The following is a 26,384-nucleotide window of genomic DNA, read 5'->3' as shown; positions in this document are numbered from 1 at the left end:
ATTCATATCGCGGGCTTTTTTCTCATGGTATCGGGGCATAATAAAACAGAATTGACAGGACACCAAACGGTGTCATACAATAAAAATGTCACCAAATGGTGTCCAATAAAGGTCAACTGAAAACGTAGGAGAGGGTGTTGTGAGCGATAACGATCAGTTGCGGGATGTATTTGACGCGATTGCAGATCCAACGAGGCGAAGGCTCATACAACTGTTATCAGAGGCTGAGGAGCTGCCGCTTCATGAGCTAACTTCACAATTCGAGATGGGCCGAACAGCGGTATCGAAGCATTTGACTATATTGAAAGAAGCTGGACTGATCATGGACCGGAAAGTCGGTCGAGAAACGCGATTTAAATTAAATGCGGCTCCTCTACAAGAAATTCAAGATTGGGTAGCATTCTATAGCAAATTCTGGAGTACCAATATGCTGCGTTTAAACCAGCTGTTATTAGAGGAGGAAGAAGAATTATGAGTTTAACTTTGAATTTGGATTTTCAATATACAACAACGATCGAGAAGCTGTGGACTGCTATTACGGATCCTAACAAGCTTGCTAAATGGGTGATGGAGAACAACTTCAAGCCAGAAGTCGGCTATCAGTTCCAGTTCCGCCAGAAACCGACCGAATATTGGGATGGTATCGTTGAAGGAGAAGTGCTAATCGTAGACGAACCAAGCAAGCTGTCTTATACGTGGGGCACTGGAGCGGAGAAACATACCGTTGTTTGGACCCTGCAGGATTTGGGAGATGGCAAAGTCAATCTTCACCTCGAACAAACGGGAATTTCCAATCCGCAAGCGCTGGGTGGCGCGAAATATGGTTGGACGAATATGGGCGGCGAGCTGGAGAAGCTGCTGGCACAGTAATGACAGACTAGAATTAGACCGGCTGCATACACGCAGCCGGTTATGTCTGTTTATACAGTCTGACAAATTCCTCTTGTTTCTGTACAATATGAAGAGGAATATTATTGAATACATAGGCGGAAGGATGTTATCATGACCGATTCGAATCAGGAGTATATCGTCATATCAGGCGCAAGAGAGAATAATCTCAAGGACGTGTCCTTGCGCATTCCGAAGCGGAAAATCACGATCTTCACAGGGGTATCCGGTTCAGGCAAGTCATCAATCGTCTTCGATACGATCGCATCGGAATCTACTCGGCTGCTGAATGAGAACTTCAGTATGTTCGTGCGTAACTTCTTACCGCGTGTTCCGCAGCCGGACGCAGACGCAATAGAGAACCTGAGCATGGCGGTCATTGTGGATCAGAAGCGGCTCGGCGGCGGTTCACATTCGACGATGGGCACGATAACCGATATTTCTCCTATTCTTCGTTTACTCTTCTCCCGAGCGGGTCAGCCTCAAGTTGGACCCGCGAATATGTTCTCCTTCAACGATCCGCAAGGCATGTGTCCGGAGTGTAACGGGCTCGGCCGCAGTCTAGTCGTGGACATGAGAAAAGCGATTGATATGTCCAAGTCGTTGAAAGAAGGAGCGATTCTGCTTCCTGACTACAAGTCGAGCAGCTTTGATCTATCTATTCTAATTGAATCAGGGGCATTCGATCCTGATAAGAAGCTTAGCGATTTCTCGGATGCAGAGCTTGAAGAGCTGCTACATGGCAAAGCTAAGAAAGTAGAAGTCCAATTCATGAGTAAGGCGATGAATGTGACCGTTGAAGGCTGTATCGAGAAATTCACAAACAAGTACATTAGACGTGATATAAAAACGATGTCTGAGCGTACTCAGAAGGCCGTTATGCCTTATATTATCGAAGGCGTCTGCTCGAGCTGTCATGGAGCAAGACTCAGTCAAGCTACGCTTGGCAGCAAGATCAATGGGTATAATATTGCCGATTTGGCCGCTATGGAAGTCGGTCAGCTCATCCGAGTCGTGCGGGAGATTGACAGTCCTGTCGCTGCGTCTATCATCAAGGCATTAACTGATAGGCTGCAGCATCTTGTCGATATCGGACTTGATTACTTAACGCTTGACCGCGAGACTGATACGTTGTCCGGAGGAGAGTCGCAGCGTGTCAAGATGGTTAAGCATCTGAGCGGCAGTCTGGTCGATGTCACCTATATTTTTGATGAGCCAAGCGTTGGTCTTCATCCTCGTGATGTCCATCGTCTGAATGAATTGCTGCAGAAGCTGCGCGATAAAGGCAATACGGTCATTGTCGTCGAGCATGATCCAGATGTCATTAAAGTGGCGGATCATATTGTCGATGTCGGTCCACTAGCCGGCAGCCGTGGTGGTAATATTGTGTTTGAAGGAAGCTACCAGAGCTTGCTGGAATCAGGCACATTGACTGGCAACCATATGAAACGCCCGCTCGAGCTGAAGCAAGAGACCAGGAAGCCAAGCGGCAAGCTGTCAATCAACAATGCCACTCTGCACAACCTGAATAACGTCAGTGTTGATATCCCAACGAGTGTGCTCACAGTTGTTACCGGTGTTGCTGGATCTGGCAAAAGCACGCTCATTAACGATGTATTCCTAAGCAATCATTCGGACGCAATCGTCATTGACCAGTCGGCGATTGGTGTATCATCACGTTCGAATCCGGCAACTTACACGGGCATCATGGATGATGTTCGGAAAGCTTTTGCTTCGGCGAATAAAGTCAATCAAGGCTTGTTCAGCTTCAACTCCAAGGGAGCTTGCGAGAACTGTGGCGGGCAAGGCGTTATCTCCATTGACCTGTCATTCCTGGACAGCGTTGATCTGCCATGTGAAGTGTGCGGAGGCAGAAGATTTAAGGAAGAGGTACTCGTGTACAAGCTAAACGGCAAGTCCATTGCCGATGTGCTCGAAATGACGGTTGAGCAGGCACTCGAATTTTTCGAGCTGAAAGAAGTTGTGCGCAAGCTTCAGGCGCTGAGTGATGTTGGACTGACCTACATTACTCTGGGGCAGCCGATGAGCACGCTGTCGGGCGGGGAATGCCAGCGCATCAAGCTCGCAAGCGAGCTGCATAAAAAGGGCAGTATTTACGTCATGGACGAGCCTACGACTGGCCTGCATATGTCGGATATTGGGCATCTATTGGAAATTATGAACCGTCTCGTGGATGCAGGCAATACCGTCATTGTTATCGAACACAATCTCGAAGTCATTAGCCAAGCCGATTGGCTTATCGACATGGGACCGGACGGAGGCAGCAAGGGCGGTCAGGTCGTGTTCGAAGGTACACCTACGGATATTGCGAATGCAGAGCGCTCGATTACGGGAAAATATTTGAAATCCTAATCATAAACAAAAACATAAACACAAACACAATCATCACATATTCACGTAGAAAGGAGTGTACAGGAGTGGCCAATCCAGTCAAAAATGCAACAGTGGATACGTTCATCAGCATGGCTAGCAAGTGGAAGGAAGAGTTCGAGAAGCTGAGGGAAATCGTCCTGGATAGCGAGCTTACCGAGGATTTCAAATGGATGCATCCTTGCTATACGTTGAATGATAAGAACGTCGTGCTCATTCACGGATTCAAAGAATATTGTGCGCTGCTGTTTCATAAAGGGGCTTTGTTGAAGGATCCGCATGGCATTATGATCCAGCAGACGGAGAATGTGCAGGCGGCACGCCAGCTTCGGTTCACCAGCTTGCAAGAAATTATCGATATGGAGCTCACCATTAGAGCTTACTTATATGAAGCGATTGAGATTGAGAAATCCGGTAAGGAAGTGCCTCTCAAGAAGGCTACCGAATTTGCAATTGCTGAAGAGTTTCAAGTGAAGCTTGACGAGAGCCCTGCCTTGAAAACAGCCTTTGAAGCATTGACGCCAGGCAGGCAAAGAGGTTACCTGCTGCATTTCTCACAGCCGAAGCAATCCAAGACTCGCACCGCAAGGGTCGAGAAGTACAGAGAGCATATTATGAACGGTAAAGGTATAGATGATTAATGAAGAAGAAGTCCGCGGGCGATCGCGGGCTTCTTTCTTTTAGCGAGGTGTGATGCTATTGTAATATCAAACAATAGGAAATGAGGAGATTCATAGATGGAGAAACCTAACAAGTTAAAAGTCGGAGTGCTCGGCTGTGGTGTCATTTCTCAAGCTGCCCATCTGGAAGCTTGCGCAAGAGCGAACAATGTAGAGCTTATTGCCATTTGCGACGTCGCTCATGATTTAGTAGAGAAGATGGAACAGAAATATAACCCGAAGCGTACCTACACCAATTACGATGAGATGCTTGCCGATCCAGAGGTGGAAGCGGTGATCATCGGGATTGCAGACCAATTCCATGTGCCAATGGCGAAGAAGGCCGTGCTCGCTGGCAAACATGTTCTCGTAGAGAAACCGCTTGGCGTGACTATAGAGGAATGCGAAGAGCTCGAGGTAATTGTGACGCGCTCAAACCTGACGTTCCAGGTAGGCAACATGAAGCGGTTCGACCCCGGCATCGCCTACGCGAAGAACTTTATCCAGGAAGAAATGGGTGAAATGCTGGCACTGAAAGCTTGGTATTGCGATTCAACTTACCGATACACGGTTACAGAGAACGTAATGCCAGTCATGATGTCGAGTGGCGCAGCCAAGAAACCAGAGGGGAATCCGAAGCTGGACAAACAGCGCTATTATATGATGACGCATGGAAGTCACCTCGTGGATACGGCGAGATTGCTCGGCGGGGAAATCGAGAGTGTACATGCTTGGCATACAGAACGATTCGGTGCGCATAGTTGGCTTTGCACCATTGCCTATACGAATGGCACGGTAGGACAGCTAGATCTCACCGTCGCGGTGAGAATGGATTGGCATGAGGGCTTTCAAGTGTACGGGGAGCACGGCAGCGTAATTGCAAAGACCTATAATCCTTGGCTGTTTAAGTCAAGCGACGTAGAAGTGTTCTCGGCCAGAGACGGGTTATACCGCAAGCCGCTTGGTGCAGACGCGCATTTCTACAAGCTCCAGTTAGAAGGTTTCGCGGATACGATTCTGAGCGGTGCTCCCATGATCGGCGCTTCGATTCATGATGGCGTGCAAAATATGAGGGCGATGGTCGCATTGGCAAGATCAGCGGAAATCGGCGGCGGTAAAGTCAGCCTATCCGAAGTAACTGGCGGTGTGTAATGGAAATCGGAATATTCGCGAAAACCTTTAGCCGGAGCTCGGTCGAAGAAGTATTTCAAGCTATCCGTGGATACGGAATCATGACGACACAATTTAATATGTCCTGTGCCGGACTTCCTCCGATGCCAGACCATATTGATCCAGATTTCGCACATTCGATCAGAAGTGCTTGTCAGCACAATCAGATAGAGATGTCCGCACTATCTGGTACGTTCAACATGGCTCATCCCGATGCAAGCATTCGCGAGGCGGGAATAGACCGTCTGCATGTACTGGCACAAGCTTGCAGCACACTCGGAACATCAACGATTACGCTCTGCACAGGGAGTCGAGATCGAGACAATATGTGGAAGCTGCATCCGGATAATCGGAGTAAAAAAACATGGGCGGATATGATGCATACGATAGCGGCAGCAGTAGTAATTGCGGAGCAATATAACATTGTACTGGGTGTCGAGCCGGAGCTCGCCAATGTCGTGTATGATGCGAAGAGAGCTAAGCTTCTACTGGATGAACTTCAATCGCCTAACGTCAAGATTGTAATGGATGCCGCGAATTTGTATAATCCTGAGAGTGGCCGTTCGCAGAATGATATTTTGTCAGAAGCATTCGACTTACTAGGCGAACATATCGTCATTGCACATGCGAAGGATATCATTATGGATGGACATGCGGAGTTTGTTGCTGCTGGAGCCGGCATGGTCGATTATCATCATTATTTGCAGCTGCTCTCGGTACAGCATTTTACAGGGCCACTCATTCTGCATGGTTTGAGTGAGGATCAAGTGGATTCAAGCTTATCCTTCATTAGAGCTCTGATTCCATAATGAACAAGGAGATTACGATGAAAAGTTACGATTTTTTACCGATTATACTTGGAAGCGATGAGAATGCGTACGGCAATGTGAGGCTGATTCATGAGCGATACCAGATCAAGCCGCTGCTGCTGTGCAGCCGCTTATTAATTCCGACGATGAATAGTTCGTTGTTCGACCTGGTACAAATTGACCGCTTCGACAGTGAGAGTGTATTCCCAGGCGCATTGCTTAAGATATTGGTGAAGCATGCGGCTCCAAACCGCAAATTAGTCGTGATTCCTTGCTCGGATTACTACGCTGGTATGCTGTCGCGCCATTACAGCACGTTCAAAGGGCTGATCGCGAATCATTTTATATCCGAGTCATTGCTCGATACGCTAGATACGAAGGACAAGTTCTACAAACTTTGTGAAAAACATGGCATGGATTATCCGAAGACGATTGTAAGCGAGCCGAATGAACGCGAGAGAGCTTTGGAGCAGATGGAGTTCAAATTTCCGATCGTCGTCAAGCCGGAGAACAGTAATGCATATGAGTATTTGCATTGTGAATTCGAAGGGAAGAAGAAGGTGTTCTTCTTTAATAAGAAGGAAGAATACATGGCGATGGTTAGAAGCATGAATACATCTGATTACAAAGGAAAGCTGATCATTCAGGAGTTTATTCCAGGTGGGGACAGCTCGATGCGAGTCATTAACAGCTACTCCGATGATAACGGCAAAGCGCGCATGATGTGTCTCGGCCAGCCAGTCCTTGAGGAGTATACGCCGAAGACACTTGGCAACTACGCTGCGATCATTAGCCGTTCGGATAAAGCGATTTATGAGAAAATCAAGAAGTTCCTCGAAGAGATCGGTTATATCGGCTTCTCCAATATTGATATGAAATATGACAGTCGAACAGGCAAATATATGCTGTTCGAAATTAACCCGCGCCTTGGCAGAAGCAGTTTCTTTGTTAGGGCTGCTGGGTTAAATATGATTGAAGCATTGATTGATAACGTCGTTTACGGCAAGAATGAGGCTACCGTCTACAGTGACCAAACAGCGCTCTGGACGAACGTGCCGAGAGCTGTTCTTCGCAAATATGTAACAGAGCCGGCACTATCATCGGAGATTAACGCGCTCTATCGGCAGAATAAAGTGCTCAAGTCGTTGTGGTACAGCAAGGATTTGAACCTGAAGCGCATATTACGAGTTTCACGCTACTATTTCGGCCATATCAACAACTATCGGAAGTATTATTTTGATAAATTAGATACTTCGGTGACCGAACTTTAATGAAGCATTGGAGGGAGGATACCGCATGCTACGAAAACTGGCAATCGTTGTGAGTGTGCTTGTTGTCATCCTTGGAGGAGCATTTCTCTATTATAAAGACACCATAATCGAGACCGTTCACTTTGCCAAACAAACGAAGGAAACCGCTTCGAAGGTTAATGAGGTTAATAAGAAGCTGCCTGCATTGATTGAGCAAGCGAAGGGAAGTCAGGGTGCAACGAAGTCGGAGGACAAATCGGCGGCAGAGCAGGAGATCAAGCAACAATTGATCACTGTAAAGCAAGAGCTGAACAAGCTAGTTCAGACAGAGCCGCCAGCAAAGCTGAAGAGTCTTCAAGAAAAGCTTGCAGCGAGCTCTGACGAGGCGAATCAGCAGATCGACGAATACATCAGTCAAATCGATAACGGTCATTTTGACCCGGAACAGTTCGAAGCTCTTTATGAACAGATGAAGGATTCACCTGAGTTTAAAGAAGCAGAGAAGTACTTGAATATGTTGAAGTAAAGTAACCATGCAGGAGCAGTCGATTATTCGTTAATCGGCTGCTTTTTCTATTGCTCGAGTTTACATTGCCTCTAGTAGGTAAAGACTTACAGTTAGAACAACTTACTGAAAGTGGAAGATCAATGGAACTGACTAATATCTCGTTTAAAGCATTGTCCATCACGAGCGAAATCGATCTCAATAAAATTGCCATTTACTTAGGCATGCCCAAGAAATATACGTGGGAGCAGCCGTTAATTCTAAGAGCGAAAGAGCTCGAATCGATATACACGGATCGAATGAATGAACTGCAGCAAGTGCTCATATTTTCGTTTGGCAGCGTCGTCTTTGTGAATCACTCGGATAAGAGCGAGATCCAGATGCTTCTGAAGTTCCTCCAAACCTTCGAGCGGGATATCGATCTATCGCGCGTAGATAGCTTCACGGATGACTATAGTCTACATATTGGGAACATTGAGGATATGGAGCTGACGGACGAGTATGTAATCGTGAATGAGTATGAATTTTTCTTGCCGGAGTTAATTTCGACCGTGCTAGCTAAATCAGTCGCGCTTGAGAAAGCAGAGCAGCAGTTAGGCAAGGTTCAAGACAGCTTGGAAGTGATGATCGAGCAATTAGAGAAGGGCAAGCTTCGGATCAGCAACAAGGTATTAGCCACAACGACTGCGAAGATCGTTCGGCATGAATTTAATACGCTTGCTTATATTATGATACTGGACAAGCCCGAGGTCACATGGACGCATCAATCGGCAAGCCAGTTTCACGATAAGATGATGGACTTCTTCGAATTGAACGACCGTTATACGATCTTGAAAAGCAAAACAGATATTCTATATCACATCACTGAAGGCTTCTCCGACATCAGCCATTCCATCCGCGGTCTCTTTGTCGAATGGATCGTCGTTATTCTCATCGTCATCGAGGTCGTGCTCACCGTACTGCAAATACTGGGATGGGTTCCTTCCCATACCTAAACATAAGCCTCAGCAATCGCTGAGGCTTTTTTGCGTTTAAATTTGCAACAGTTTCTCAGCATGGAAAAAGGAGGAATGATTAATGTGGCGAACTTATTTAGGGAAGCGATGTTAGAAAGGAGTTTATCCGATTGGCAACTCTAATGGGCATTGATATTGGCACATCAAGCGTGAAATCGATGGTAATGGACGATCAAGGCAATATGCTCGGCCTCGCACAGATGAATTATGACATTAGCATCCCAAATCACGGCTATGCGGAACAAGATCCAGACGAATGGTGGGACTTGGTATGCCAAACTTCTACTGCAGCGATTCGGCAAGCACAATTGCGCCCAGATGACATTGCAGGAATCGGCTTCTCTGGTCAGATGCATGGACTGGTTGCGCTGGATGCGGAAGGAAAGCCGGTCAGACCTGCAATTATATGGTGTGATCAGCGTTCCATTCCGCAGAAGGAGAAGCTTAGCGAGCTCTTCACGCCGGAGGAGCTTGGACAGCTCATTCAGAACCATATCGCGACGGGGTTCCAATTGGCTTCCTTATTGTGGGTCAAGGAGAACGAGCCCGAAGTCTATAGTCAGATCCGTTCGGTCATTCTTCCCAAGGATTATGTCAGATATCGGCTCACTGGTGTCATAGGCGTCGACACGACAGATGCTTCCAGCACTTCGGCCTATAATGTGGTGGAGAGGGAATGGTCCACCGAGCTGTTGTCGCGCGTTCAGATTGACCCGACTTTGTTCCCCGAAACTAGCGAGCCATGGCAAATATGCGGAACCATCACGGCAACGGCAGCCGCAGAATCGGGCTTATGTCCAGGCACTCCGGTTGTATATGGCGGAGCCGATCAAGCGATGCAGGCGGTTGGCAACGGCATCGTAGAACCTGGCGTAATTTCCTGTACGATAGGCACTGGCGGTCAGCTCTTCACGACGGTTAACCGCATGGTATTCGATGAAGCATTAAGGACACATACCTATGTTCATGCCGTACCGAACAAATGGTATTTACTTGGTGCCTCAATGAGCGCAGGGTTGTCATTGAAATGGCTGAGCAGCCAGATTCTGAATGTGCAGGATTACGGCGCTCTTGATGAGCTGGCAGCAGCGATCCCGGCAGGAAGCGATAACTTATTGTTCTTGCCGTATTTGGCCGGGGATCGGACCCCGCACATGGACCCTCATGCGAAGGGGGCATTCTTCGGACTCACCTTAAACCATGGAAGAAGCCATCTCGTCCGAGCTGTTCTGGAAGGCGTTAGCTTCTCGCTGAAGGACAGCTATGATATTTTCAGAACGCTTGGTGTTCAGTCGGATAGGTTAATTCTATCTGGTGGCGGAGCAAAGAGCGTGTTATGGAAGCAAATGATCGCGGATATATTCGATAAAAAGGTTTATACCAGTACGATGCACGAACAAGCTTGCGTAGGCGCTGCTATTATGGCAGGTATCGGCATCGGTCGTTACGCTAACGTAGAAGAAGCGTGTAGAACGGTTGTCCGAATCAAAGAGACACCGGTGACTCCTAATGTGGCTAACCGTGAGACTTATACGCGATTGCATACCGTATATAAGGAGTTATATAGCGCGAACAAGAAACTATTCCCATTACTAGATTCCCATCTCAATTAGAAACGGAGCGGAGTTTATATGAACAAGAATGCGTCTATAGAAGCTGCTGTTACAGCCGAGCGCGGCGGCGGGCCTATTAATCTGGACTGGGGAGCCGTTCAAGCGCTAGCGGTCAGCATTGATATTGACGGCCAAGCAGAGGGAGAGCTTGCTGCAATCACTTCAGCAGAATCCGGCGTGCGGATTCGATTCTATACTGGATTTTCAAATGAAATTAAAGCGCTTTCGTTAATTGCCGAGCTATATACGGATGCAAGAAAGACTCCGTTGGTGTTATCCGCTCCATGGGATCGACTCGGCAGCTCGAAGCATTCCGTACACTTGCAAAACTTGGGCTATGCGGTTCGTTTATTCGTAGACGGTGTTCTCGTGGATGAAGATTGGCCAATGGGGGCGATTGACCTTCATGATGCGACGATTCAGTTGTATAACGATGCGGAGCAGCTTCGCATATGGAATGAAGCAATCCAGCCTGAAGCGCTAGCGACACCACAGATTGAATCTCTCATTCTGGGGGAAGAACCAGCAGCGCTGCAATATTGGCGGCCCAAAGGCTTCAACACAAGTGTCGGTGATTGTATGCCTTTCTTCGATGGTGAAAACTTCCGCGTATATTACCTGTTTGACCGCAGAGGTCATGCCAGCAAATGGAGCCTCGGCGCACATCAATGGGCACAAGTGTCGACCAAAGATTTGCGAACGTGGGAGCATCATCCCATCGCAGTCGGTATTACCGCGGAAGAAGAAGGCTCAATTTGTACGGGCTCGGTTTTTGTGAAGGACGGCATTTATTATGCGTTCTACGCAGTCAGAGCAACCGATGGTTCTCCAGCGCAGCTAACATGGGCGGAGAGCAGCGACGGCATTCATTTCGACAAGACGAATACAAGTATCCGAATCTCGGACCGCTATCTGCTATCGTCCGTTCGCGATCCTCATGTGTATCAGGATAAAGAAGGCAAGTATCACATGCTCGTTACGACGAGTCTCGTTCATCCGATAAAGCACCAAGGCTGCCTCGCACATCTCGTATCCGATAATCTCACGGACTGGGAGGAGCTTGAGCCATTCATCGTGCCAGGTTATCATGATGAGCCGGAATGCGCAGATTTCTTCGAATGGAATGGCTGGTATTATCTGATTTTCAGTAATGACGGGCTTGCTCGTTATCGTTATTCGCATAACCCGGAAGGTCCTTGGCTCCGTCCAGCGATGGACACTTTAGATTGTGTGCAATGGCGTGTGCCGAAGACAGCAGCATACCATGGTGGAAGACGTATTGCAGCAGGATTCCTATCTTCACCGGGACGATATGGGGGCGAGCTCGTTTTCCGAGAGGTCATCCAACAGACAGACGGTTCCTTGGGACTTGGTTTCGTACCTGAGCTGCGTGAAGAGACGAAGTCTGTCAGGACATACGATGACATCACGCTTGACGCCATGAGCGGCTTCGATGCAAGGACGATTGGTTCGTTCGACGGTGATTATATCGTCTCGTTCGAGGTGACGGTGAACTATCCGAACATGTATTTCGGCTTCTCCGTAGCGGATTCAGCGAACTTCGAGCAAGGACACGGATATGATGTCCGGTTTGAGCCAACAGATCGGAAAGCAGGTATTCACAAGATTCATGCTCGTTCCCTTCAAGCCAATGAGGATTCTTCCATCTATCAAGTTGGAGGGTTAACCGAGAAGATCGCCATTAAAGCGATTGTGAAAGATGGCTGGATTGACCTGTGCGTCGGTGGAGAACGAACGCTAATCTCGCGGACGAACGGTAGGAACAGCAGCCTTCGTTTCTTTGTCCAGTTCGGTTCTGCACAATTTGAACGAATTTGCGTAAAAGAGATATAACTTCCAAGATTCGGGAGGATTCAACATACGCGATGTGGAAGTTATTTTTGGAGACAGATAAATTTGCGCTAAAGGGGGAGGATTCACTGCGCTTACAATCTAGTTATCAGTACATACCTGTATCGAACCTTCAGGCAGCTTCAGAATGGTACGCAGAACATCTCGGTTTTACAGTAGCGGTCGAAGATCCGATTTTTTTGGAACTCAGAAGCGCATCCGGGATTCGGATATTTCTAATTCCGAATGAAGACGGCAACGTTACTTCGCATATGAACTATTCGAGTGGCGTGCAAGCCTCTTACGGATTTACTGTGGCTGATAATGTCCAATCGTTGTACCAGTACTTCAAGGACAAAGGAATTCAGGTAGGAAAGCTAACTGACTATCAAGGCATGTCTTTTAAGTTCTACGATCCGGATGGTAACGCCATTGAATTATGGGGGGACTATCCGCAAGGTTGAAAGACTCATTCTTTTACAAAAAGGAGATCGCCGCGATGAAAGCTGTAGTCAATTATTCGTCTGGAAGTGGAAGCGTGGAGGTTCGTGATGTGCCGATTCCATCGGAGCTCGGACCTAGAGAAGTGCTTATTCAAGTAAAAGCAGCAGGTGTATGCGGCAGCGATCTGCATATGTACCATGATATTCAAGGTTTTCCAGTGAATCGTCCGGTAACGCTCGGACATGAATTCTCAGGCGTCGTGGCCGGTATTGGCGCGGAAGTGAAGCAGTTCAAGATCGGTGATCGCGTTGTAAGCGAAACACCTTCTTATGTGTGCGAGACTTGTATATATTGTCGTACGGGTCAATACAACCTTTGCCCGACACGAAGAGGGTTTGGTGTTCTGGAGAACGGAGCGATGGCGGAATATGTTAGGACGAGAGAGGCAATCGTTCATCTTATCCCGGACAACGTCAGCTTTGAGAAAGCAGCACTAACGGAACCTTCTTGCGTCGCATACAATGCCGTTGCCCATCATTCGCAAATTCGTCCTGGCGATTACGTCGCTGTATTCGGACCTGGTCCAATTGGATTGTTGTGCGTGCAAATTGCCAAGCTGTTCAGCCCTGCGAGGCTAACCGTCATCGGGACGGAGAAGGACGCGAAACGCATGGAAGTTGCCAAGCAGTTTGGTGCGGATTGCGTCATCGTTGCTGAGAAGCAGAACGTTGTCGAGGAGCTGCTAGCTTATGGCGATGGCTTCGGCCCTGATGTGATTTTGGATGCTGTAGGTGTAAGCGCTTCACTTCGTCAAAGTATAGATGCTATTCGTCCAGGCGGACAGATTACGAAGATTGGCTGGGGGCCAGCGCCTGTAGGTTTCTCGCTCGATCCACTGATCCAGAAAGCGGCAAAGCTACAAGGCTCCTTCAGCCACAATTATCCGATGTGGGAGAAAGTATTAACGTTGATGGGCGCTGGCTTGATTGATCCACTTCCGATGGCAAAATGCTACGGCATCAGCGATTGGAAGCAGGCCTTCGATGAGATGGATGGATTGCAGCATGCGAAATCGATTATTTTGCCAGAAGCTTAATAGCTAAATGAGGGAGATGATGCTCGAATGGAACCGATCGTGCAAATTTCATTAGATTTAACGACCATTGAAGAAGCGCTGGAAATGGCGGAAATCGCCGTTGAGGCAGGAATTGATTGGATTGAAGCTGGTACACCGCTGTTGCTTGGTGAAGGGCTCCATGCTGTAGTGGCGCTCCGCAAAGCGTTTCCGAACCATCCCATCATCGCGGATCTCAAGACGATGGACGGCGGTTACCTGGAAGCGGAAATGATGGCGAAGGCCGGCGCGACCCATGTCGTCGTCATGGGTGTCGCTCATCCTGCTACCATACGAGCTGTCGTTCGCGCAGCGCGAGATTACGGCATCAAAGTGATGGGCGATATTATGGCTGCCCCAGATCCAGTTGCTTGCGCACAGTTCCTAGAGCAGAATGGCGTCGATTACATCCTCGTTCACACTTCTTTCGATGAACGTGGGGAGGACCCTGCCCGGAGCCCTTACGATCACTTGGCTGCCGTGGTTAGTGCGGTGAACATCCCCGTTCAAGCCGTAGGCGGACTTTCCATTGATCAAGCCGCAGAGATGCCGAAGCTCGGGGCCCCTCTTGTCGTCGTCGGAGCTCCACTCGTCATTGACCACAAAGAGTTTCGTCCGAGTACAGATCGCGGAGAACTTAAGCAGGTGCTTGAGACGCTTGTAGCGAGGGTGAAGAACAGTGCCAACATCTAGTCTAAGAGATGCGAGAGTCGCCGTTTTCCCGAAGGGGCTTATGGATGAATTGACGGACGGTACAATTACGATATTCGATTGGATTGAGATGGCAGCTAGGCTCGGCGTTGATGGTCTTGAGCTATATCCGACTTTCCTCAAACAAAGCGATGAAGACTACCTGCTCCGAGTGAAGGCTGCTGCTGTTGCCCATAACCTTGAAATTCCGATGATGTGCTCGTCGCCAGATTTCACTACTCCTGATGTGGAGCAAAGGGAGCAAGAAATCGAGAAGATGAAACAGATGATCGACCTGATGGCACTGATCGGACCGGATGAGTTCCGCAGCGTTCGCGTTCTCTCGGGTCAGAATCGGCCGGGCCTTGACCGGGAAGATGGCATTAGATGGACGGTTGATTGCATCCGTCAGCTGCTGCCTTATGCAGAAGCGAAACGGGTTCATCTCGTCATGGAGAATCATTATAAAGATGGCTACTGGGTCTATCCAGAATTTGCGCAATCATCCGAGCTCTTCTTAGCCATTATTAGTGAAATTTCGTCTCCTTGGTTTGGCGTCAACTTCGATCCGTCGAACGCGCTGCTCGCGGGGGAAGATCCGCTTGATGTGATGGAGAAAGTGAAGCATCGCATCCTCACGATGCATGCAAGCGACAGGTATTTGAAGCCGGGCTATACGCTAAACGATCTGCGTGAATATACGCTTCAGGGATATTCTGCGTCGCTGGCGCATGGTGTCATTGGCCAAGGACTTAACGACTATGACGCGATCTTCGAAACATTAAATGCAATCGGTTTCAACAGGTGGATATCCATTGAAGATGGTGTTAATGGATTAGATGAAATGCAGCAATCTGGGGTTTTTCTGAAATCGAAATTGGCGGAGTGGGCTGCTAAGGAGTGAAACGAATGGGACAACGGCTAAGTGGCAAAACAATCATCGTAACAGGAGCGACAAAAGGAATCGGTAAAGGCATTGCGCTCAAATGTGCTAGCGAAGGGGCGAACGTCGTCGTTGCCGGCCGGAGTGAACAAGAAGGAGCGGCAGTAATCCGGGACATCGAACAGTTGTACGGCACAGCCGGATTATTCGTTCGGACCGATGTGAGCAAGACGGAGGATTGTCAGCAGTTGATTGACAAAGCTGTTGAACGATTTGGTCGTATAGATGGGCTCGTGAACAATGCAGCGATCTTCCCACGCGGGAATCTGCTCAATACGTCTGAAGAATTGTTCGATACGGTGTTTGATGTGAACATCAAAGGATCTTTCTATTGTTCTAGATACGCGGTCGCCTCGATGCAGGAGACAGGGGGCGGATCAATCGTCCATATTGGGTCTACTAATGCCTATATGGGGCAGATGGATCTTGCTGCTTATTCTTGCTCCAAAGGTGCGATGCTGACGCTGAGTAAACATATCGCTTCGAATTTCGCAGCGCAGCGGATTCGCTCGAATTGGATTACGGTAGGTTGGGTTGCCTCAGATGGCGAAATCGAGCTGCACGAGAAGATGGGGATTAGCGCCGAACAGTTGGCTGCGATGGGTGAAGCAACCGTTCCGATTGGGCGGCTTCAAACGGAAGAAGACATTGCTTACGGCGCTGTCTTCTTGTTAAGCGAAGAGTCGGCTTCAGTGACAGGCACGGAGCTGGCGATTACTGGCGGCCATCGGATGCGATAACTTGGCTTCACGTCCTAAGACGGATACCATTCCTTTTGCACCCAAAGCGTCATATCCTGTCCGCTCTGGCAATCGAATCAAGCCGCTCATTGACGGAGAACCAGCTTTCCGCCGTGTCTGTGAAGCCATTGAAGGGGCACAACACAGCGTTTGGGTGACGGTAACGTTCATGTGGGAAACATGCCGAATGCCAGATGGCAGAGGATCGCCACTTGATGTTCTGAATCGGGCAGCGGAGAGAGGGCTAGATGTCCGCATGGTCTTCTGGCGTCCTGACCCAGAAACGGAATACTTGAAAACGAATGCTTTCTGGGGAGCTCCTGAACATTTGGATAAGCTCAGAGCGTCTGCTTCGACCATTCGTATCCGCTGGGATCGAGCCAAGCTTGGGTTTTGTCAGCATCAGAAGAGCTGGATCATTGACGCAGGCTATGCAGCAGAGACGGCGTTCCTGGGTGGGATTAATCTCAATCCCCATTCTGTAGTCACTCCGGGACATAGCGGCGGCGAAGGACAGAATCATGATCTGTACATCGAACTCGCAGGCCCATCAACTGTCGATGTTCACCATAACTTTGTCCAGCGCTGGAACGAAGCAAGCGAGCGTCATCTGTTTGATGGACGGTGGGGCGAAGGAAGCGATTCGGATCTTCCTTTTCCGACGGAAGTACCGGGCAATCGCGGAAACGCAAGCGTTCAAATTCAGCGGACGATCGCAGACGGTCGGATGTTGTGCGGTCAAGCTACACCACAAGGTACAGCTTATCCAGTACATGAAGGTGAGCGCTCGAACTTTGACCAATATTGTGCAGCAATCCACGCGGCGCGCCGTTCGATCTATATGGAGAACCAGTACATCGCTGTTCCAGAGATTCTCGGCAGCTTGCGCCTTGCTCTATTGCGAGGGGTAGAAATTGTAGCTGTTGTACCGGCAGCAGGTGAAATTCCTGATGCACTGTCTGAGCTTGCGACGTTCGACCAATTCACCTTGGCGGGCATCGCTGGTCTGAGCGAAGATGGCAAACGCAGCAACGTCTGGGTTCATTCCAAGCTTATGATTGTCGATGGTGAATGGGGTACAGTTGGATCGTGTAACATGCATCATTACTCGCTATTTGGCAACTGCGAATTGAATGCTGCTTTCTGGTGTAACGAGACAGCTCGTGCACTTCTAGACGAACTGCTCTATGAGCATCTCGCGATGTCCGTGACTGAGCTCGATGATCTTGCTGCGCTACAGCTCTTCGGGAGGATTGTTCGAAGTAATCGCCAATTATTCGAGAGTGGCGACAGCAGTTGGCAAGGTCTCGCTTATAGCCTAATTTCAAAGTTGTAAATGGACCTCAAGCCCGCGGGAATCGCGGGCTTTTTGTATGGCCATCGTAGTAGGCAGCTATACCCGAGCAATTGCACCCCTGCCAAGTACCCAATCCATTCATGCACCTCGGACATATTCTAAACAGACTCTAATCTTCAGGAGGTGCAATACATTGAACGGTTTTAGCGGTGGTCACGTTGGTGGTGCGTTTACTAGCTCCGGTTCGATTCTGGTGCTTTTCATTCTGCTTGTCATTGTCATCTGCGGTTGCTTTAGATAACGTGAGCAATGAGCATAGATCAATAGTTCGAGCAATCCAAGAAGGCAGCAGTCCAATCGGGCGGCTGTCTTCTTTCGTTTTCCAATGGGCACTCACACCACTAAGCGGCATATAGTAAAGGGGTGCCAGTTAGGCGCTTACATGACGAAGTGCAACTTGCTAAAAGAGGTGACATCATGAAAAACCGTGGTATCGCGTATTTCTCGGCAGAGTTCGGACTCGATGAAACTTTACCGATTTACTCAGGTGGTCTTGGTATATTGGCAGGTGACCATATTAAGGCAGCAGCAGACATGAATGTTCCGCTCACGGGCGTAGGTATATTTTATGGCAAAGGATATTTCCAGCAGCGAATCGACGAGGGGGGCAGGCAGCAGCATCTGTACCCTGAGGTCAACCTGGAGGCAAGTGTCTATCCGGTTCAGCTCGTAATGGATCATAATAATCAACCTCTTCTCATCGAGGTTCCTTTAATAGGCAGAAAAATATTTGCAAACGCATGGGCTGTTCAAGTGGGCTCGATCACTGTGTATTTGCTCCATACAGATATTGAATCCAATAGCGAAACAGACCGCCGCTTAACGGATACGTTATATCCGAGCAATCAAGATTTGCGAATCAGCCAGGAAATTCTACTCGGCATCGGCGGTACACGTCTGCTTGCGGCACTCGGCATCGAGCCGGAGGTTTGGCATATGAACGAGGGGCACTGCGTATTCCTAACGCTCGAGCGAATTCGGGTGTTGTCTGCACAAGGCTTACCTTTCGAGACAGCACTTGAAACGGTAAAGGCAAGCACTGTCTTCACGACGCACACTCCGGTTCCGGCTGGTCATGACGTATTCTCCATTGAAATGATGGACCGATATTTCGGCGACTATTACTGGCAGCTCGGGGCTGACAGGGAGAGGGTCCTGTCGCTTGGTCGCATGGATGGTGCTTTCAACATGACACGGTTTGCCGTCAGCACGTCTTCGAAGGTGAACGGGGTGAGCAAGCTGCATGGCGAGGTGACCCGAGAGCTGTTCCACCGCTGGATGCCGCATATTCCGAAGCAGGACATTCCGGTAGATTCCATTACGAATGGCATTCATATTGAAACATGGCTGGCTGCTGGAATGAAGGAGCTGTTCGATCGGCATCTCCCATCGGACTGGACTTCTCGCACAACGGACCCGAAAGTTTGGGCTGCTGTTCGGGATATTCCAAGTTCTGAGCTGTGGGAGGAGCATCTGAGGGCGAAATCTGTCATGTCCGAAGAGCTAGGACTGCCGATTAGCTCGACGAGCAGAATCCCGCTCGTCATTGGTTTTGCCAGACGGTTTGCGACTTATAAACGAGCGCTTCTTATCTTCAGTGATCCGCAGCGGCTTGCGCGTATCCTAGGTGATCCAGAGCGTCCGGTATCCCTTATTTTCGCTGGAAAAGCACATCCCGCAGACGCACCTGGACAGAATATGATCCGCCAAATTGTAGAGTTATCTCGAGAAGACAGGTTTAAAGGCCGTGTTCATATTGTTGAGAACTATGCGATGGATAAGGCAAAGAAGCTTGTCCAAGGCGTCGATGTCTGGCTCAACACGCCAACTAAGCCAATGGAGGCAAGCGGTACTAGCGGGCAAAAGGCTGCGGTGAACGGCGTACTGGGCTGTAGTGTGCTGGACGGATGGTGGGCGGAAGGCTATAACGGGCGGAACGGATGGGCAATCGAGGGCAAGGTAGATGGCGACCACGATACTCAGGTGAAGCAGGATAGCGAAGCGCTTTATCGGCTACTTGAGGAAGAGATTGTTCCGCGCTACTACAATCAGAATGAACAGTCGCTCCCTATGGAATGGGTCGACCTGATGAAAGAATCCATTTGCACACTTGCGCCGGCTTTCAACACGCACAGAATGATAAATGATTATTGGAACAAGGTGTATGTCCCCGCCATGGCAAGAGGGAAGAGGTTCGCATCGGATCACTTCGAGGTCGCGTCAAGAGTTGCAGCCTACAAGCAATTCGTTCGCAATAACTGGTCAGGAGTCCGTGTCAGCAAAGTAGATATTGTGACAGACAACCATAGCGGCAGAATTGGACTGCACAAGACGACCTTTCGAACTGAAATTGAGCTCGGCCCGATATGGCATAAGGACGTCCGCGTAGAGGCAGTCGGCTCGGATGGCCGCGAAGGCATATGGAAAGTAAAGCTAGAGCCGGTACAGCAATCGTCAAAAGGAAAATTCGTCTACGAAGGCGCTACTTTCGACACTTCAATCAACTTCTGGAAGGCGAACGTGAACGTGCGGGTCACGCCAATCAGCCCAGACTTCGAGAGCAACTTCGAGTTGGAGTTGGCAGCGTGGGGTTTCCATTGAAAAGCGTCTATTAGCGGGATGCATCGTGTGCTACAATGTCCTTTGGTCAATACGAGAAATTTCTCTATGATCATATAATGGATGTATTGTTGAGGACAATAATGAAACTAACACTGAAGCAAACGGCGAGAACAAAATTTAGTTTGGAGCATCACGGACAGGAGATCGAGTCCTACTTGATTAAAGGCACGACGCCTATTTTGGGAAACGTTGAGATTCCTGGACTCATGGAAGCCGCGTATACGCTGATGGGCAACAAGCAGGATCGGTTTATTCTTGATGATGGCGAGATTTATAATGTAAAAGTAGCGAGGTTCATTTTCTTTGGCTACAGCTTCACCAAATTGCATCTTCACGGTCGCGAATATGAGGGGTATGAGGTGGGAAGGGGCAGAGAAGGTCATTTTCTATGCATTTATGAAGGCGATCAACAGATCGCACTCATCGAAAAAGATAGGGTTGTTATGGATAACAAGGACACCTATGACCTTTACGTCGAAGCATCAGCACACACGGATATCGCCAAAATATTTGCAATTCATTGGGATTGTTCCACTTACGCGAATTCAGGTGAGTATTTAAACAAGTCCAAATCAATCGAGATCGCCTTTACCATCAATAAATTTCTGAAAAGCAAGTATGACCCCGCATTTAAGAGTCGTTGTTTCTAAAGTAAACAAACAAAAGGAGATTCCCCGCCAAGATAGGTGAGGAAATCTCCTTTTGTTTGTTAACCTGCCATATTGTTGACCGCATCCGCAGGCGCAAACACGGAGATATGATCAACCTTACCTGTATCCTTCGAGATAATGAAGCGTAGTTCAAAGGTTTTGTTAGCTTCGTACGTATAGATGGTGTCGCTGCCGTTCTTGGTGACATTGTTCGCCTTACCAAGTGCTGCTTCAATCTGCTTGAGTGTATAGGAATGCAATTCAGGTGCATCGGAACGGACATCAAAGATTTGACTGCCTTTATTGAAGCCGATCACCGCGTGCTTCTTCGCATAGGTAGCATACATGCCTTTGCCTGCGAAATCCGTCTTGTCGGCTTTGCCCCAATCCTTCTCAACGTCATCGATAAGTCCCTTATCTGCCGTAAACGGTATCCCCTTTACTTTCCCGTCCTTCGCGAGCGTCAGCATCGCTTTAAGATCCTTGGTCGTTTGGCTCTGGTCATTCGATGGCGAAGTCGTATTATCCGGTGCCGAATTGGAGTTCGTATTCGTATTCGTATTCGTATTCGTCGTATTGCCTGGTTCATTCGCCGGTGCATTCGAAGCATTGCCAGCGTTAGATTGCCCATTGTCCGAATTCGTCGAATCAGCAGGTGACGTCGAATTATTGGAATTGGCCCCGGTGGAATTGTTAGTCGTATTATCGCCCGAACATGCAGACAGCATCATCGTGCTTGTCAGCAGTACCGCTGTCACGAGTGTTTTCAGAGCTTGTTTCTTCATCTTTTTCGTCTATCTCCATTCTGTTTAGCTTTAGAACCTTCATCCTCTGAACGAGAATAATTGCGAATAGGTTGCAGGGATTAGTATCGTCCAGAAAATTGAAATCATGCTTTATGGAAATAATGGTCATATATCATTTAAACCGCAGCATATCGGAGCGCATATGACATGAGACATTTAGAAACCGAACTGGAAGCAACGCTGGACATGATAAGAACTGAACTGGGCAACAGCACGGATCTTGTCATTCGCAGCTTCACGGTCATCACACAGCTGCAGGCTCACTCGGCTGCAATCGTATACATAGATGGGCTCGCCAACGTGAAGGACATGTTGGAATCGCTCCTTGCCAACTGCGGCGAGTCGCAGCCCGTTATCCCGCCCGAGGGAGTGACTTCTCCTTTGCAGTGGATTCAATCGTTCATGCTAAGAAGCGGTGACCTTTCAAGTGTGAAGGATTGCGATTCGCTTTGCCATGCCATTCTGTCCGGTGAAACGGTTGTACTCGTGGATGGCTATTCTGAGGGGATCGCAGCTGCGACCAATGAGTGGAAGGATAGGGGCGTCACTGAGCCTACTTCCCAATCTGTCGTGAGAGGACCGCGGGAAGGCTTCTCCGAAACATTGCGTACGAACACCGCATTGATCCGTCGTAAAATCAAAGATCCTCGTCTATGGTTGGAAACTAGGCAATTGGGTGCTGTGACGCACACGGATGTATCGATTATGTACATACAGGGTATTGTTGACGAGAAGGTTGTGGAGGAGGTTCGCTCAAGGCTGGACCGTATTGATACTGACGCCATTCTGGAGAGTGGCTACATCGAGGAATTCATTCAAGACAAAACAATCACGCCGTTCCCCACGATCTATAATACGGAGCGTCCAGATACGGTTGCAAGTGGTCTTCTTGAGGGACGTGTGGCTATTCTCGTAGATGGAACACCTTTTGTACTGGTCGTGCCAGCCTTATTTACTCATTTCATTCAAACGGCAGAGGACTACTACCAGCGCGCAGACATCGGCACTCTGCTTCGATTGCTGCGATACGTTTGCCTATTTATCGCCTTGTTCGGACCAGCTGCATACATTGCAATTACGACCTTCCATCAAGAAATGATTCCGACGCCGCTACTCATCAACATCGTGGCACAACGTGAAGGGATACCGTTCCCTGCTTTTATAGAAGCACTCCTGATGGAAGTGACCTTCGAAATATTAAGGGAGGCCGGGGTGAGGATGCCCCGCACCGTCGGACAAGCTGTGTCGATTGTAGGGGCACTTGTTATTGGTCAAGCTGCAGTGGACGCGGGATTAGTGGGACCGGCAATGGTCATCGTCGTCTCAATTACGGCGATTTCGAATTTCGTTATTCCCTCGTACAACATGGGGATTTCGATTCGTATAATCCGGTTTTTGTTTATGATGCTCGCTGCATCCTTTGGACTATTTGGCATACTCGTTGGGAGTATTATTATGGTGCTTCATTTAAGCAGCCTACAATCGTTTGGCGTTCCCTATTTGGCACCGTTCGCACCGTTCATCAAGGAAGATCAGAAGGACAATATGATGCGATTACCACAGTGGCTGCTAAATACGCGTCCGCGATTAATGAACCATAATAATCCTGGGCGGCAGAAGGAGAGGAGATGACAACTACTATGAGCATGCGTAAATTGTTGCTCTGCGCGCTTCTCCTGGCCGTGGTCGTCACGTTAACCGGCTGCTGGAATCGTAAAGAGCTTAACGAAATCTCCATTGCGACAGCTTTTGGCTTTGATAAGAATAAGGATCATTATCGTGTCTCGGTTCAGATCATTAATCCTGCGGAAATAACTGCATCCAAAGGCGGGAGCGGACGGACTCCTATTATCACAGTCCAGCAATCGAGAGGAGATACCATATTCGAATCCATTCGCGAGCTGACAACGGTGACTCCTAGGAAAATCTATGCTTCTCATCTGCGGATACTCGTTATCGGAGAGAGCCTGGCTCGGGATGGCATCGCTAAAGTATTGGATAGCCTCTCTCGGGATCATGAATTGCGAACAGATTTCTACATCATCGTAGCTAAAGATGCTACCGCGAACGAAGTGCTACGAATATTGACCCCACTGGAGAAAATACCTACAGATAAAATGTTCTCCTCACTCAAAGCTGCTCAGCGTAATTGGGGCGTAACGGCTAAGGTCGATTTGCATGAGTTAATTTATGATTTGGTCGATAAAGGTAAAGACCCTGTGCTAGCAGGAATCCGTATTATCGGCGACACCCAGCAGGGGCAGTCTCAACGGAACTTGAATTCGGTTAGTCCGCAGACGATGCTGAAGTATGAAGGACTTGCTATATTTCATAAAGACAAGCTCGTCGGTTGGATGAACAGTAAGCAAAGTAAAGGCTACAACTACATCCTTGGGAATATTCAAAGCACGATTGTCCGTCTCCCTTGTCCGAGTGGAGGGAACTTGAATATCGAGTTGATTCATACGACCCATAAACTGAAAGGGAAGTTTGTGAATGGGCAACCTGAGGTACAAGTTGACGTCCGGGTGGAAGGGAATGTTGGAGAAGTAGAGTGTGACATGAGAATGGGCGAGAATAAAGCGATAGCTCTACTGGAGAAAGAATTAGGAGATGAAGTTAAGTCGACGATAGAGGATTCCGTGAAGCGAGCGAAGTATTACAAATCGGATGTCTTCGGCTTCGGAACTGCTATCCATCGCGCGAATTACAAAGCGTGGAATCGTATGAAGGATCACTGGGAGGAGGAGTTCGCGAAGATGACCGTACATGTGAGGGTTTATGCGAAAATCCGCCGTACCGGTTCGATTGTAGAATCGTTCCTTGAGCGAATGGAGGAATAATGAGTTGCTGTGGATCGCGTTTCTCGTTGCGGCAGGTGCTGTTAGCTATGAATATCCGAAATTGAGACGGGCCAAGCAGTTTAAAGAGCTATGGGTGTTCGCGGTCACTCTTGCATTTGGGCTCGTGCTCAGCATCGCCGAAAATCAGCATTTCCCCATCCCTAATCCTTTAGACTTGATAACAACGCTTTACAAACCGATGAGCAGAGCCATTCTGTCCATCTTCAATTAGCATTTCGAAAGGAAACCTTGATCCATGATTGAGAACGCAAAGATAAATCTACGTCAATTGTCCATATTGACGGTGCTGTTCAGTTTGGGCAGCACGATTCTCATTGTACCTTCCGCATTGACGTCCATCGCTAAACAGGACGGATGGATTGCCGCGATAGTTGGTGTCGCAGAAGGCATGCTATCTTTGTTTATCTACGTCGCCCTTGGCTACCGATACCCTGGTCAATCGCTGATGCAGTTTACAGAGACTATTCTGGGACGGTGGTTAGGTAAGGGGATAGGCTTACTCTTTCTTACCTATTTTTTAATATTGTCTGCATTGGTACTAAGAAATGTAGGCGACTTTATTACGACCATCGTTATGCCAGAGACACCGATTCAGGTCGTGCATGCCCTATTCGTGCTCGCAGTTGTAATGGGTGTAAGCCTGGGTATCGAAGTGATCGCACGTTCGGCGGAGATATTCCTGCCATGGGTTGCCTTGCTGCTCACCGTGCTAGTCGTCTTCCTCGTTCCTCAAATCGAATTCGACCGCATTCAGCCTATGTTCGAATCTGGCGTGAAAGGAATTATACATGGCAGCCTATCTGTCCTTAGTATCCCTTATATGGAGCTTGTCGTCTTCCTAATGATTTTTCCTCACCTCAACAAATCCAAGGGGTATGGGGCGGCTTTCGCCAAAGGCAGCTTTATCGGAGGGCTCGTCATCATTATCGTAACGATATTTTGCGTGTTCATACTCGGGTGGGACTTCACAGCTAGACATACCTTCCCAAGCTATACCCTTGCTAAGAAGATTCAAGTTGGGGAGTTTCTTCAGCGGATCGAGGTTATTGTGGCGATCATTTGGTTTCTGACGATCTTCTTCAAGCTGGCGATCTGCTTTCATGCTTCAGTGCATGGCATGGCGCAGTTGTTTCAATTGCGTACCGCTCGTCCTCTAATCGTTCCATTAGCTATTGTATTAGTCGTGTTATCCATCGTTGTCTATCCAAACATCGTTTACTTCAGAGTGTTCGCTACGGAGATTTGGCCGCTCTATGCAATTACGTTTGGGTTAATCATTCCGCTAGCGCTACTGCTTGTTTCCGAAATAAAGCAACGACTTTAAACCCACTCTGCAAATTACGGCAACAAGCAACAAAGTGGCTGCATATGCGGATGCATATAGCCATGGTGCAACGTAAAGTGCGAGATGCCCTGTCTCATAAAGGAAGTATTGTCCAATTCCGATGCAAATACATCCCATGAAGGTGAAGATGTACTTGTTTGACCAAAACATTGCATTGACAAGAATCAGTGCGATGCAGAAGCTTAAGGTGACCGTGAGCATGACGTCATCTCGCAACGGGTTATGATACAGCCCGAAATGTAACCGCCGCCATCCGGATAAGAGGTACATAAAGAATATAGAATCCGAGACGCAGAAGGTATACAAGAGTAGTGTAAAGTATTGAAAAACTGGCCTCCCTTTACGGATTTTAGTCATCCATGTACGGCAAATCCAGAAAAATCCCAGTAGTGTTACCACGGTGTAGAGCGATGTCCACCAATGATGCCGATAGATGTTCAAATAAACGAATAGCCAATCCATCCCACCGAGAAAGACGGCCGCGTAAATAATCCATTTCGAGCGTAACTGATAATAAGCGATGAGAATGGCGACAGCAGGTACCGTGCAGAAGTTAGACACGGTAGCTCCGAACATGCTATCTAAATAGTTGTTCTTTAATATGCCTGGACTGTAATCATAAGCCTTAAATATAACAAGAACCACGAGTTCGAATAT

At 48.4% G+C, this 26,384-nt stretch carries 24 protein-coding genes; 23 read left to right on the top strand and 1 reads right to left on the bottom strand.

The annotated features are described in order from the left end of the window. Positions 1 to 139 precede the first annotated feature (139 nt). From BMY11_RS14770 to BMY11_RS14680, 19 genes are all read left to right on the top strand, one after another. A complete protein-coding gene (locus tag BMY11_RS14770; protein WP_090577366.1) occupies positions 140 to 475 on the top strand; it encodes an ArsR/SmtB family transcription factor in 336 nt (111 codons plus the stop codon). Further along, positions 472 to 870 carry an SRPBCC family protein gene (locus tag BMY11_RS14765; protein ID WP_090577364.1) on the top strand — a complete coding sequence of 133 codons (399 nt, stop codon included), beginning with the start codon at positions 472 to 474 and terminating at the stop codon, positions 868 to 870. The genes BMY11_RS14770 and BMY11_RS14765 overlap by 4 nt, the downstream gene beginning before the upstream one ends. 132 nt (positions 871 to 1,002) lie before the next feature. After that, positions 1,003 to 3,261, top strand: coding sequence for an ATP-binding cassette domain-containing protein (locus BMY11_RS14760; protein WP_090577361.1), 2,259 nt, complete (start codon positions 1,003 to 1,005; stop codon positions 3,259 to 3,261). A gap of 110 nt (positions 3,262 to 3,371) precedes the next feature. Next, the gene (locus tag BMY11_RS14755; RefSeq protein WP_090577849.1) at positions 3,372 to 3,920 is read left to right on the top strand and encodes a YdeI/OmpD-associated family protein; all 549 of its coding nucleotides are present in this window, start codon (positions 3,372 to 3,374) and stop codon (positions 3,918 to 3,920) included. 96 nt (positions 3,921 to 4,016) lie between these two features. Further along, positions 4,017 to 5,090, top strand: coding sequence for a Gfo/Idh/MocA family protein (locus BMY11_RS14750; RefSeq protein ID WP_090577358.1), 1,074 nt, complete (start codon positions 4,017 to 4,019; stop codon positions 5,088 to 5,090). After that, entirely contained in the window at positions 5,090 to 5,917 is an 828-nt protein-coding gene (locus BMY11_RS14745) for a sugar phosphate isomerase/epimerase family protein (RefSeq protein WP_090577355.1), read from the top strand. The genes BMY11_RS14750 and BMY11_RS14745 overlap by 1 nt, the downstream gene beginning before the upstream one ends. A 17-nt stretch (positions 5,918 to 5,934) precedes the next feature. Further along, positions 5,935 to 7,188, top strand: a complete 1,254-nt coding sequence (locus tag BMY11_RS14740) for a carboxylate--amine ligase (protein WP_177182654.1) — start codon at positions 5,935 to 5,937, stop codon at positions 7,186 to 7,188. 25 nt (positions 7,189 to 7,213) lie between these two features. Continuing rightward, positions 7,214 to 7,693, top strand: a complete 480-nt coding sequence (locus BMY11_RS14735; RefSeq protein ID WP_090577349.1) for a DUF6376 family protein — start codon at positions 7,214 to 7,216, stop codon at positions 7,691 to 7,693. Between the two features lie 122 nt (positions 7,694 to 7,815). Next, a complete protein-coding gene (locus BMY11_RS14730) occupies positions 7,816 to 8,667 on the top strand; it encodes an RMD1 family protein (RefSeq protein WP_256217498.1) in 852 nt (283 codons plus the stop codon). A 131-nt stretch (positions 8,668 to 8,798) separates the two neighbouring features. Continuing rightward, the gene (xylB, locus tag BMY11_RS14725; RefSeq protein WP_090577346.1) at positions 8,799 to 10,301 is read left to right on the top strand and encodes a xylulokinase; all 1,503 of its coding nucleotides are present in this window, start codon (positions 8,799 to 8,801) and stop codon (positions 10,299 to 10,301) included. 18 nt (positions 10,302 to 10,319) lie between these two features. Then, the gene (locus BMY11_RS14720; RefSeq protein WP_090577344.1) at positions 10,320 to 12,155 is read left to right on the top strand and encodes a glycoside hydrolase family protein; all 1,836 of its coding nucleotides are present in this window, start codon (positions 10,320 to 10,322) and stop codon (positions 12,153 to 12,155) included. 32 nt (positions 12,156 to 12,187) lie between these two features. Next, complete coding sequence (locus BMY11_RS14715) at positions 12,188 to 12,616, top strand: VOC family protein (RefSeq protein ID WP_090577341.1); 429 nt, start codon at positions 12,188 to 12,190, stop codon at positions 12,614 to 12,616. Between the two features lie 35 nt (positions 12,617 to 12,651). Beyond that, complete coding sequence (locus tag BMY11_RS14710; protein WP_177182653.1) at positions 12,652 to 13,692, top strand: zinc-binding dehydrogenase; 1,041 nt, start codon at positions 12,652 to 12,654, stop codon at positions 13,690 to 13,692. 27 nt (positions 13,693 to 13,719) lie between these two features. After that, positions 13,720 to 14,403 carry an orotidine 5'-phosphate decarboxylase / HUMPS family protein gene (locus tag BMY11_RS14705; protein WP_090577335.1) on the top strand — a complete coding sequence of 228 codons (684 nt, stop codon included), beginning with the start codon at positions 13,720 to 13,722 and terminating at the stop codon, positions 14,401 to 14,403. Then, positions 14,390 to 15,304, top strand: a complete 915-nt coding sequence (locus tag BMY11_RS14700) for a sugar phosphate isomerase/epimerase family protein (RefSeq protein ID WP_256217495.1) — start codon at positions 14,390 to 14,392, stop codon at positions 15,302 to 15,304. The genes BMY11_RS14705 and BMY11_RS14700 overlap by 14 nt, the downstream gene beginning before the upstream one ends. Positions 15,305 to 15,309: 5 nt before the next feature. Beyond that, on the top strand, positions 15,310 to 16,083 hold the full coding sequence (locus tag BMY11_RS14695; RefSeq protein WP_090577329.1) for an SDR family NAD(P)-dependent oxidoreductase: 774 nt from the start codon (positions 15,310 to 15,312) through the stop codon (positions 16,081 to 16,083). A gap of 1 nt (position 16,084) precedes the next feature. Further along, positions 16,085 to 17,419 (top strand): phospholipase D-like domain-containing protein, encoded by a 1,335-nt coding sequence (locus tag BMY11_RS14690; protein WP_090577326.1) that lies wholly within the window; start codon positions 16,085 to 16,087, stop codon positions 17,417 to 17,419. Between the two features lie 438 nt (positions 17,420 to 17,857). Then, positions 17,858 to 20,041 carry an alpha-glucan family phosphorylase gene (gene glgP / locus BMY11_RS14685; RefSeq protein ID WP_090577323.1) on the top strand — a complete coding sequence of 728 codons (2,184 nt, stop codon included), beginning with the start codon at positions 17,858 to 17,860 and terminating at the stop codon, positions 20,039 to 20,041. Between the two features lie 176 nt (positions 20,042 to 20,217). Then, on the top strand, positions 20,218 to 20,712 hold the full coding sequence (locus tag BMY11_RS14680) for a hypothetical protein (protein WP_143069273.1): 495 nt from the start codon (positions 20,218 to 20,220) through the stop codon (positions 20,710 to 20,712). A 59-nt stretch (positions 20,713 to 20,771) separates the two neighbouring features. On the opposite strand, the gene BMY11_RS14675 is transcribed toward BMY11_RS14680, so the two are convergent. Then, positions 20,772 to 21,497, bottom strand: coding sequence for a YjgB family protein (locus tag BMY11_RS14675; protein WP_256217492.1), 726 nt, complete (start codon positions 21,495 to 21,497; stop codon positions 20,772 to 20,774). Positions 21,498 to 21,665: 168 nt separating this feature from the next. On the opposite strand from BMY11_RS14675, the gene BMY11_RS14670 reads away from it, so the two are divergent. From BMY11_RS14670 to BMY11_RS14655, 4 genes are read left to right on the top strand one after another with little or no spacing between them, the layout of a single operon-like run. Further along, positions 21,666 to 23,150: a spore germination protein gene (locus tag BMY11_RS14670; RefSeq protein WP_090577317.1), complete on the top strand. Its 1,485-nt coding sequence runs from the start codon at positions 21,666 to 21,668 to the stop codon at positions 23,148 to 23,150. 8 nt (positions 23,151 to 23,158) lie between these two features. Beyond that, positions 23,159 to 24,361 (top strand): Ger(x)C family spore germination protein, encoded by a 1,203-nt coding sequence (locus BMY11_RS14665; RefSeq protein WP_177182652.1) that lies wholly within the window; start codon positions 23,159 to 23,161, stop codon positions 24,359 to 24,361. 4 nt (positions 24,362 to 24,365) lie between these two features. Beyond that, positions 24,366 to 24,593: a hypothetical protein gene (locus BMY11_RS14660; protein WP_090577311.1), complete on the top strand. Its 228-nt coding sequence runs from the start codon at positions 24,366 to 24,368 to the stop codon at positions 24,591 to 24,593. Positions 24,594 to 24,617: 24 nt separating this feature from the next. After that, entirely contained in the window at positions 24,618 to 25,706 is a 1,089-nt protein-coding gene (locus BMY11_RS14655; RefSeq protein WP_090577308.1) for a GerAB/ArcD/ProY family transporter, read from the top strand. Positions 25,707 to 26,384: the final 678 nt, after the last annotated feature.

Source organism: Paenibacillus sp. OV219 (assembly GCF_900110075.1).
In the GTDB taxonomy this organism is placed as follows: Bacteria; Bacillota; Bacilli; order Paenibacillales; family Paenibacillaceae; genus Paenibacillus_Z.
The sequence above is the reverse complement of the archived record's forward strand: the minus strand, read 5'-3'. Positions and strand labels throughout refer to the sequence as shown.

Bases quoted from the DNA above. Each gene is read 5' to 3' on its own strand.
- BMY11_RS14655 (WP_090577308.1), top strand. From the start codon at position 24,618: ATGATTGAGAACGCAAAGATAAATCTACGTCAATTGTCCATATTGACG.
- BMY11_RS14745 (WP_090577355.1), top strand. From the start codon at position 5,090: ATGGAAATCGGAATATTCGCGAAAACCTTTAGCCGGAGCTCGGTCGAA.
- BMY11_RS14705 (WP_090577335.1), top strand. From the start codon at position 13,720: ATGGAACCGATCGTGCAAATTTCATTAGATTTAACGACCATTGAAGAA.
- BMY11_RS14715 (WP_090577341.1), top strand. From the start codon at position 12,188: ATGTGGAAGTTATTTTTGGAGACAGATAAATTTGCGCTAAAGGGGGAG.
- BMY11_RS14765 (WP_090577364.1), top strand. From the start codon at position 472: ATGAGTTTAACTTTGAATTTGGATTTTCAATATACAACAACGATCGAG.
- glgP (WP_090577323.1), top strand. From the start codon at position 17,858: ATGAAAAACCGTGGTATCGCGTATTTCTCGGCAGAGTTCGGACTCGAT.
- BMY11_RS14665 (WP_177182652.1), top strand. From the start codon at position 23,159: ATGAGCATGCGTAAATTGTTGCTCTGCGCGCTTCTCCTGGCCGTGGTC.
- BMY11_RS14755 (WP_090577849.1), top strand. From the start codon at position 3,372: ATGGCTAGCAAGTGGAAGGAAGAGTTCGAGAAGCTGAGGGAAATCGTC.
- BMY11_RS14710 (WP_177182653.1), top strand. From the start codon at position 12,652: ATGAAAGCTGTAGTCAATTATTCGTCTGGAAGTGGAAGCGTGGAGGTT.
- BMY11_RS14750 (WP_090577358.1), top strand. From the start codon at position 4,017: ATGGAGAAACCTAACAAGTTAAAAGTCGGAGTGCTCGGCTGTGGTGTC.
- BMY11_RS14720 (WP_090577344.1), top strand. From the start codon at position 10,320: ATGAACAAGAATGCGTCTATAGAAGCTGCTGTTACAGCCGAGCGCGGC.
- BMY11_RS14740 (WP_177182654.1), top strand. From the start codon at position 5,935: ATGAAAAGTTACGATTTTTTACCGATTATACTTGGAAGCGATGAGAAT.
- BMY11_RS14675 (WP_256217492.1), bottom strand. From the start codon at position 21,497: ATGAAGAAACAAGCTCTGAAAACACTCGTGACAGCGGTACTGCTGACA.
- BMY11_RS14730 (WP_256217498.1), top strand. From the start codon at position 7,816: ATGGAACTGACTAATATCTCGTTTAAAGCATTGTCCATCACGAGCGAA.
- BMY11_RS14695 (WP_090577329.1), top strand. From the start codon at position 15,310: ATGGGACAACGGCTAAGTGGCAAAACAATCATCGTAACAGGAGCGACA.
- BMY11_RS14735 (WP_090577349.1), top strand. From the start codon at position 7,214: ATGCTACGAAAACTGGCAATCGTTGTGAGTGTGCTTGTTGTCATCCTT.
- BMY11_RS14760 (WP_090577361.1), top strand. From the start codon at position 1,003: ATGACCGATTCGAATCAGGAGTATATCGTCATATCAGGCGCAAGAGAG.
- BMY11_RS14670 (WP_090577317.1), top strand. From the start codon at position 21,666: ATGAGACATTTAGAAACCGAACTGGAAGCAACGCTGGACATGATAAGA.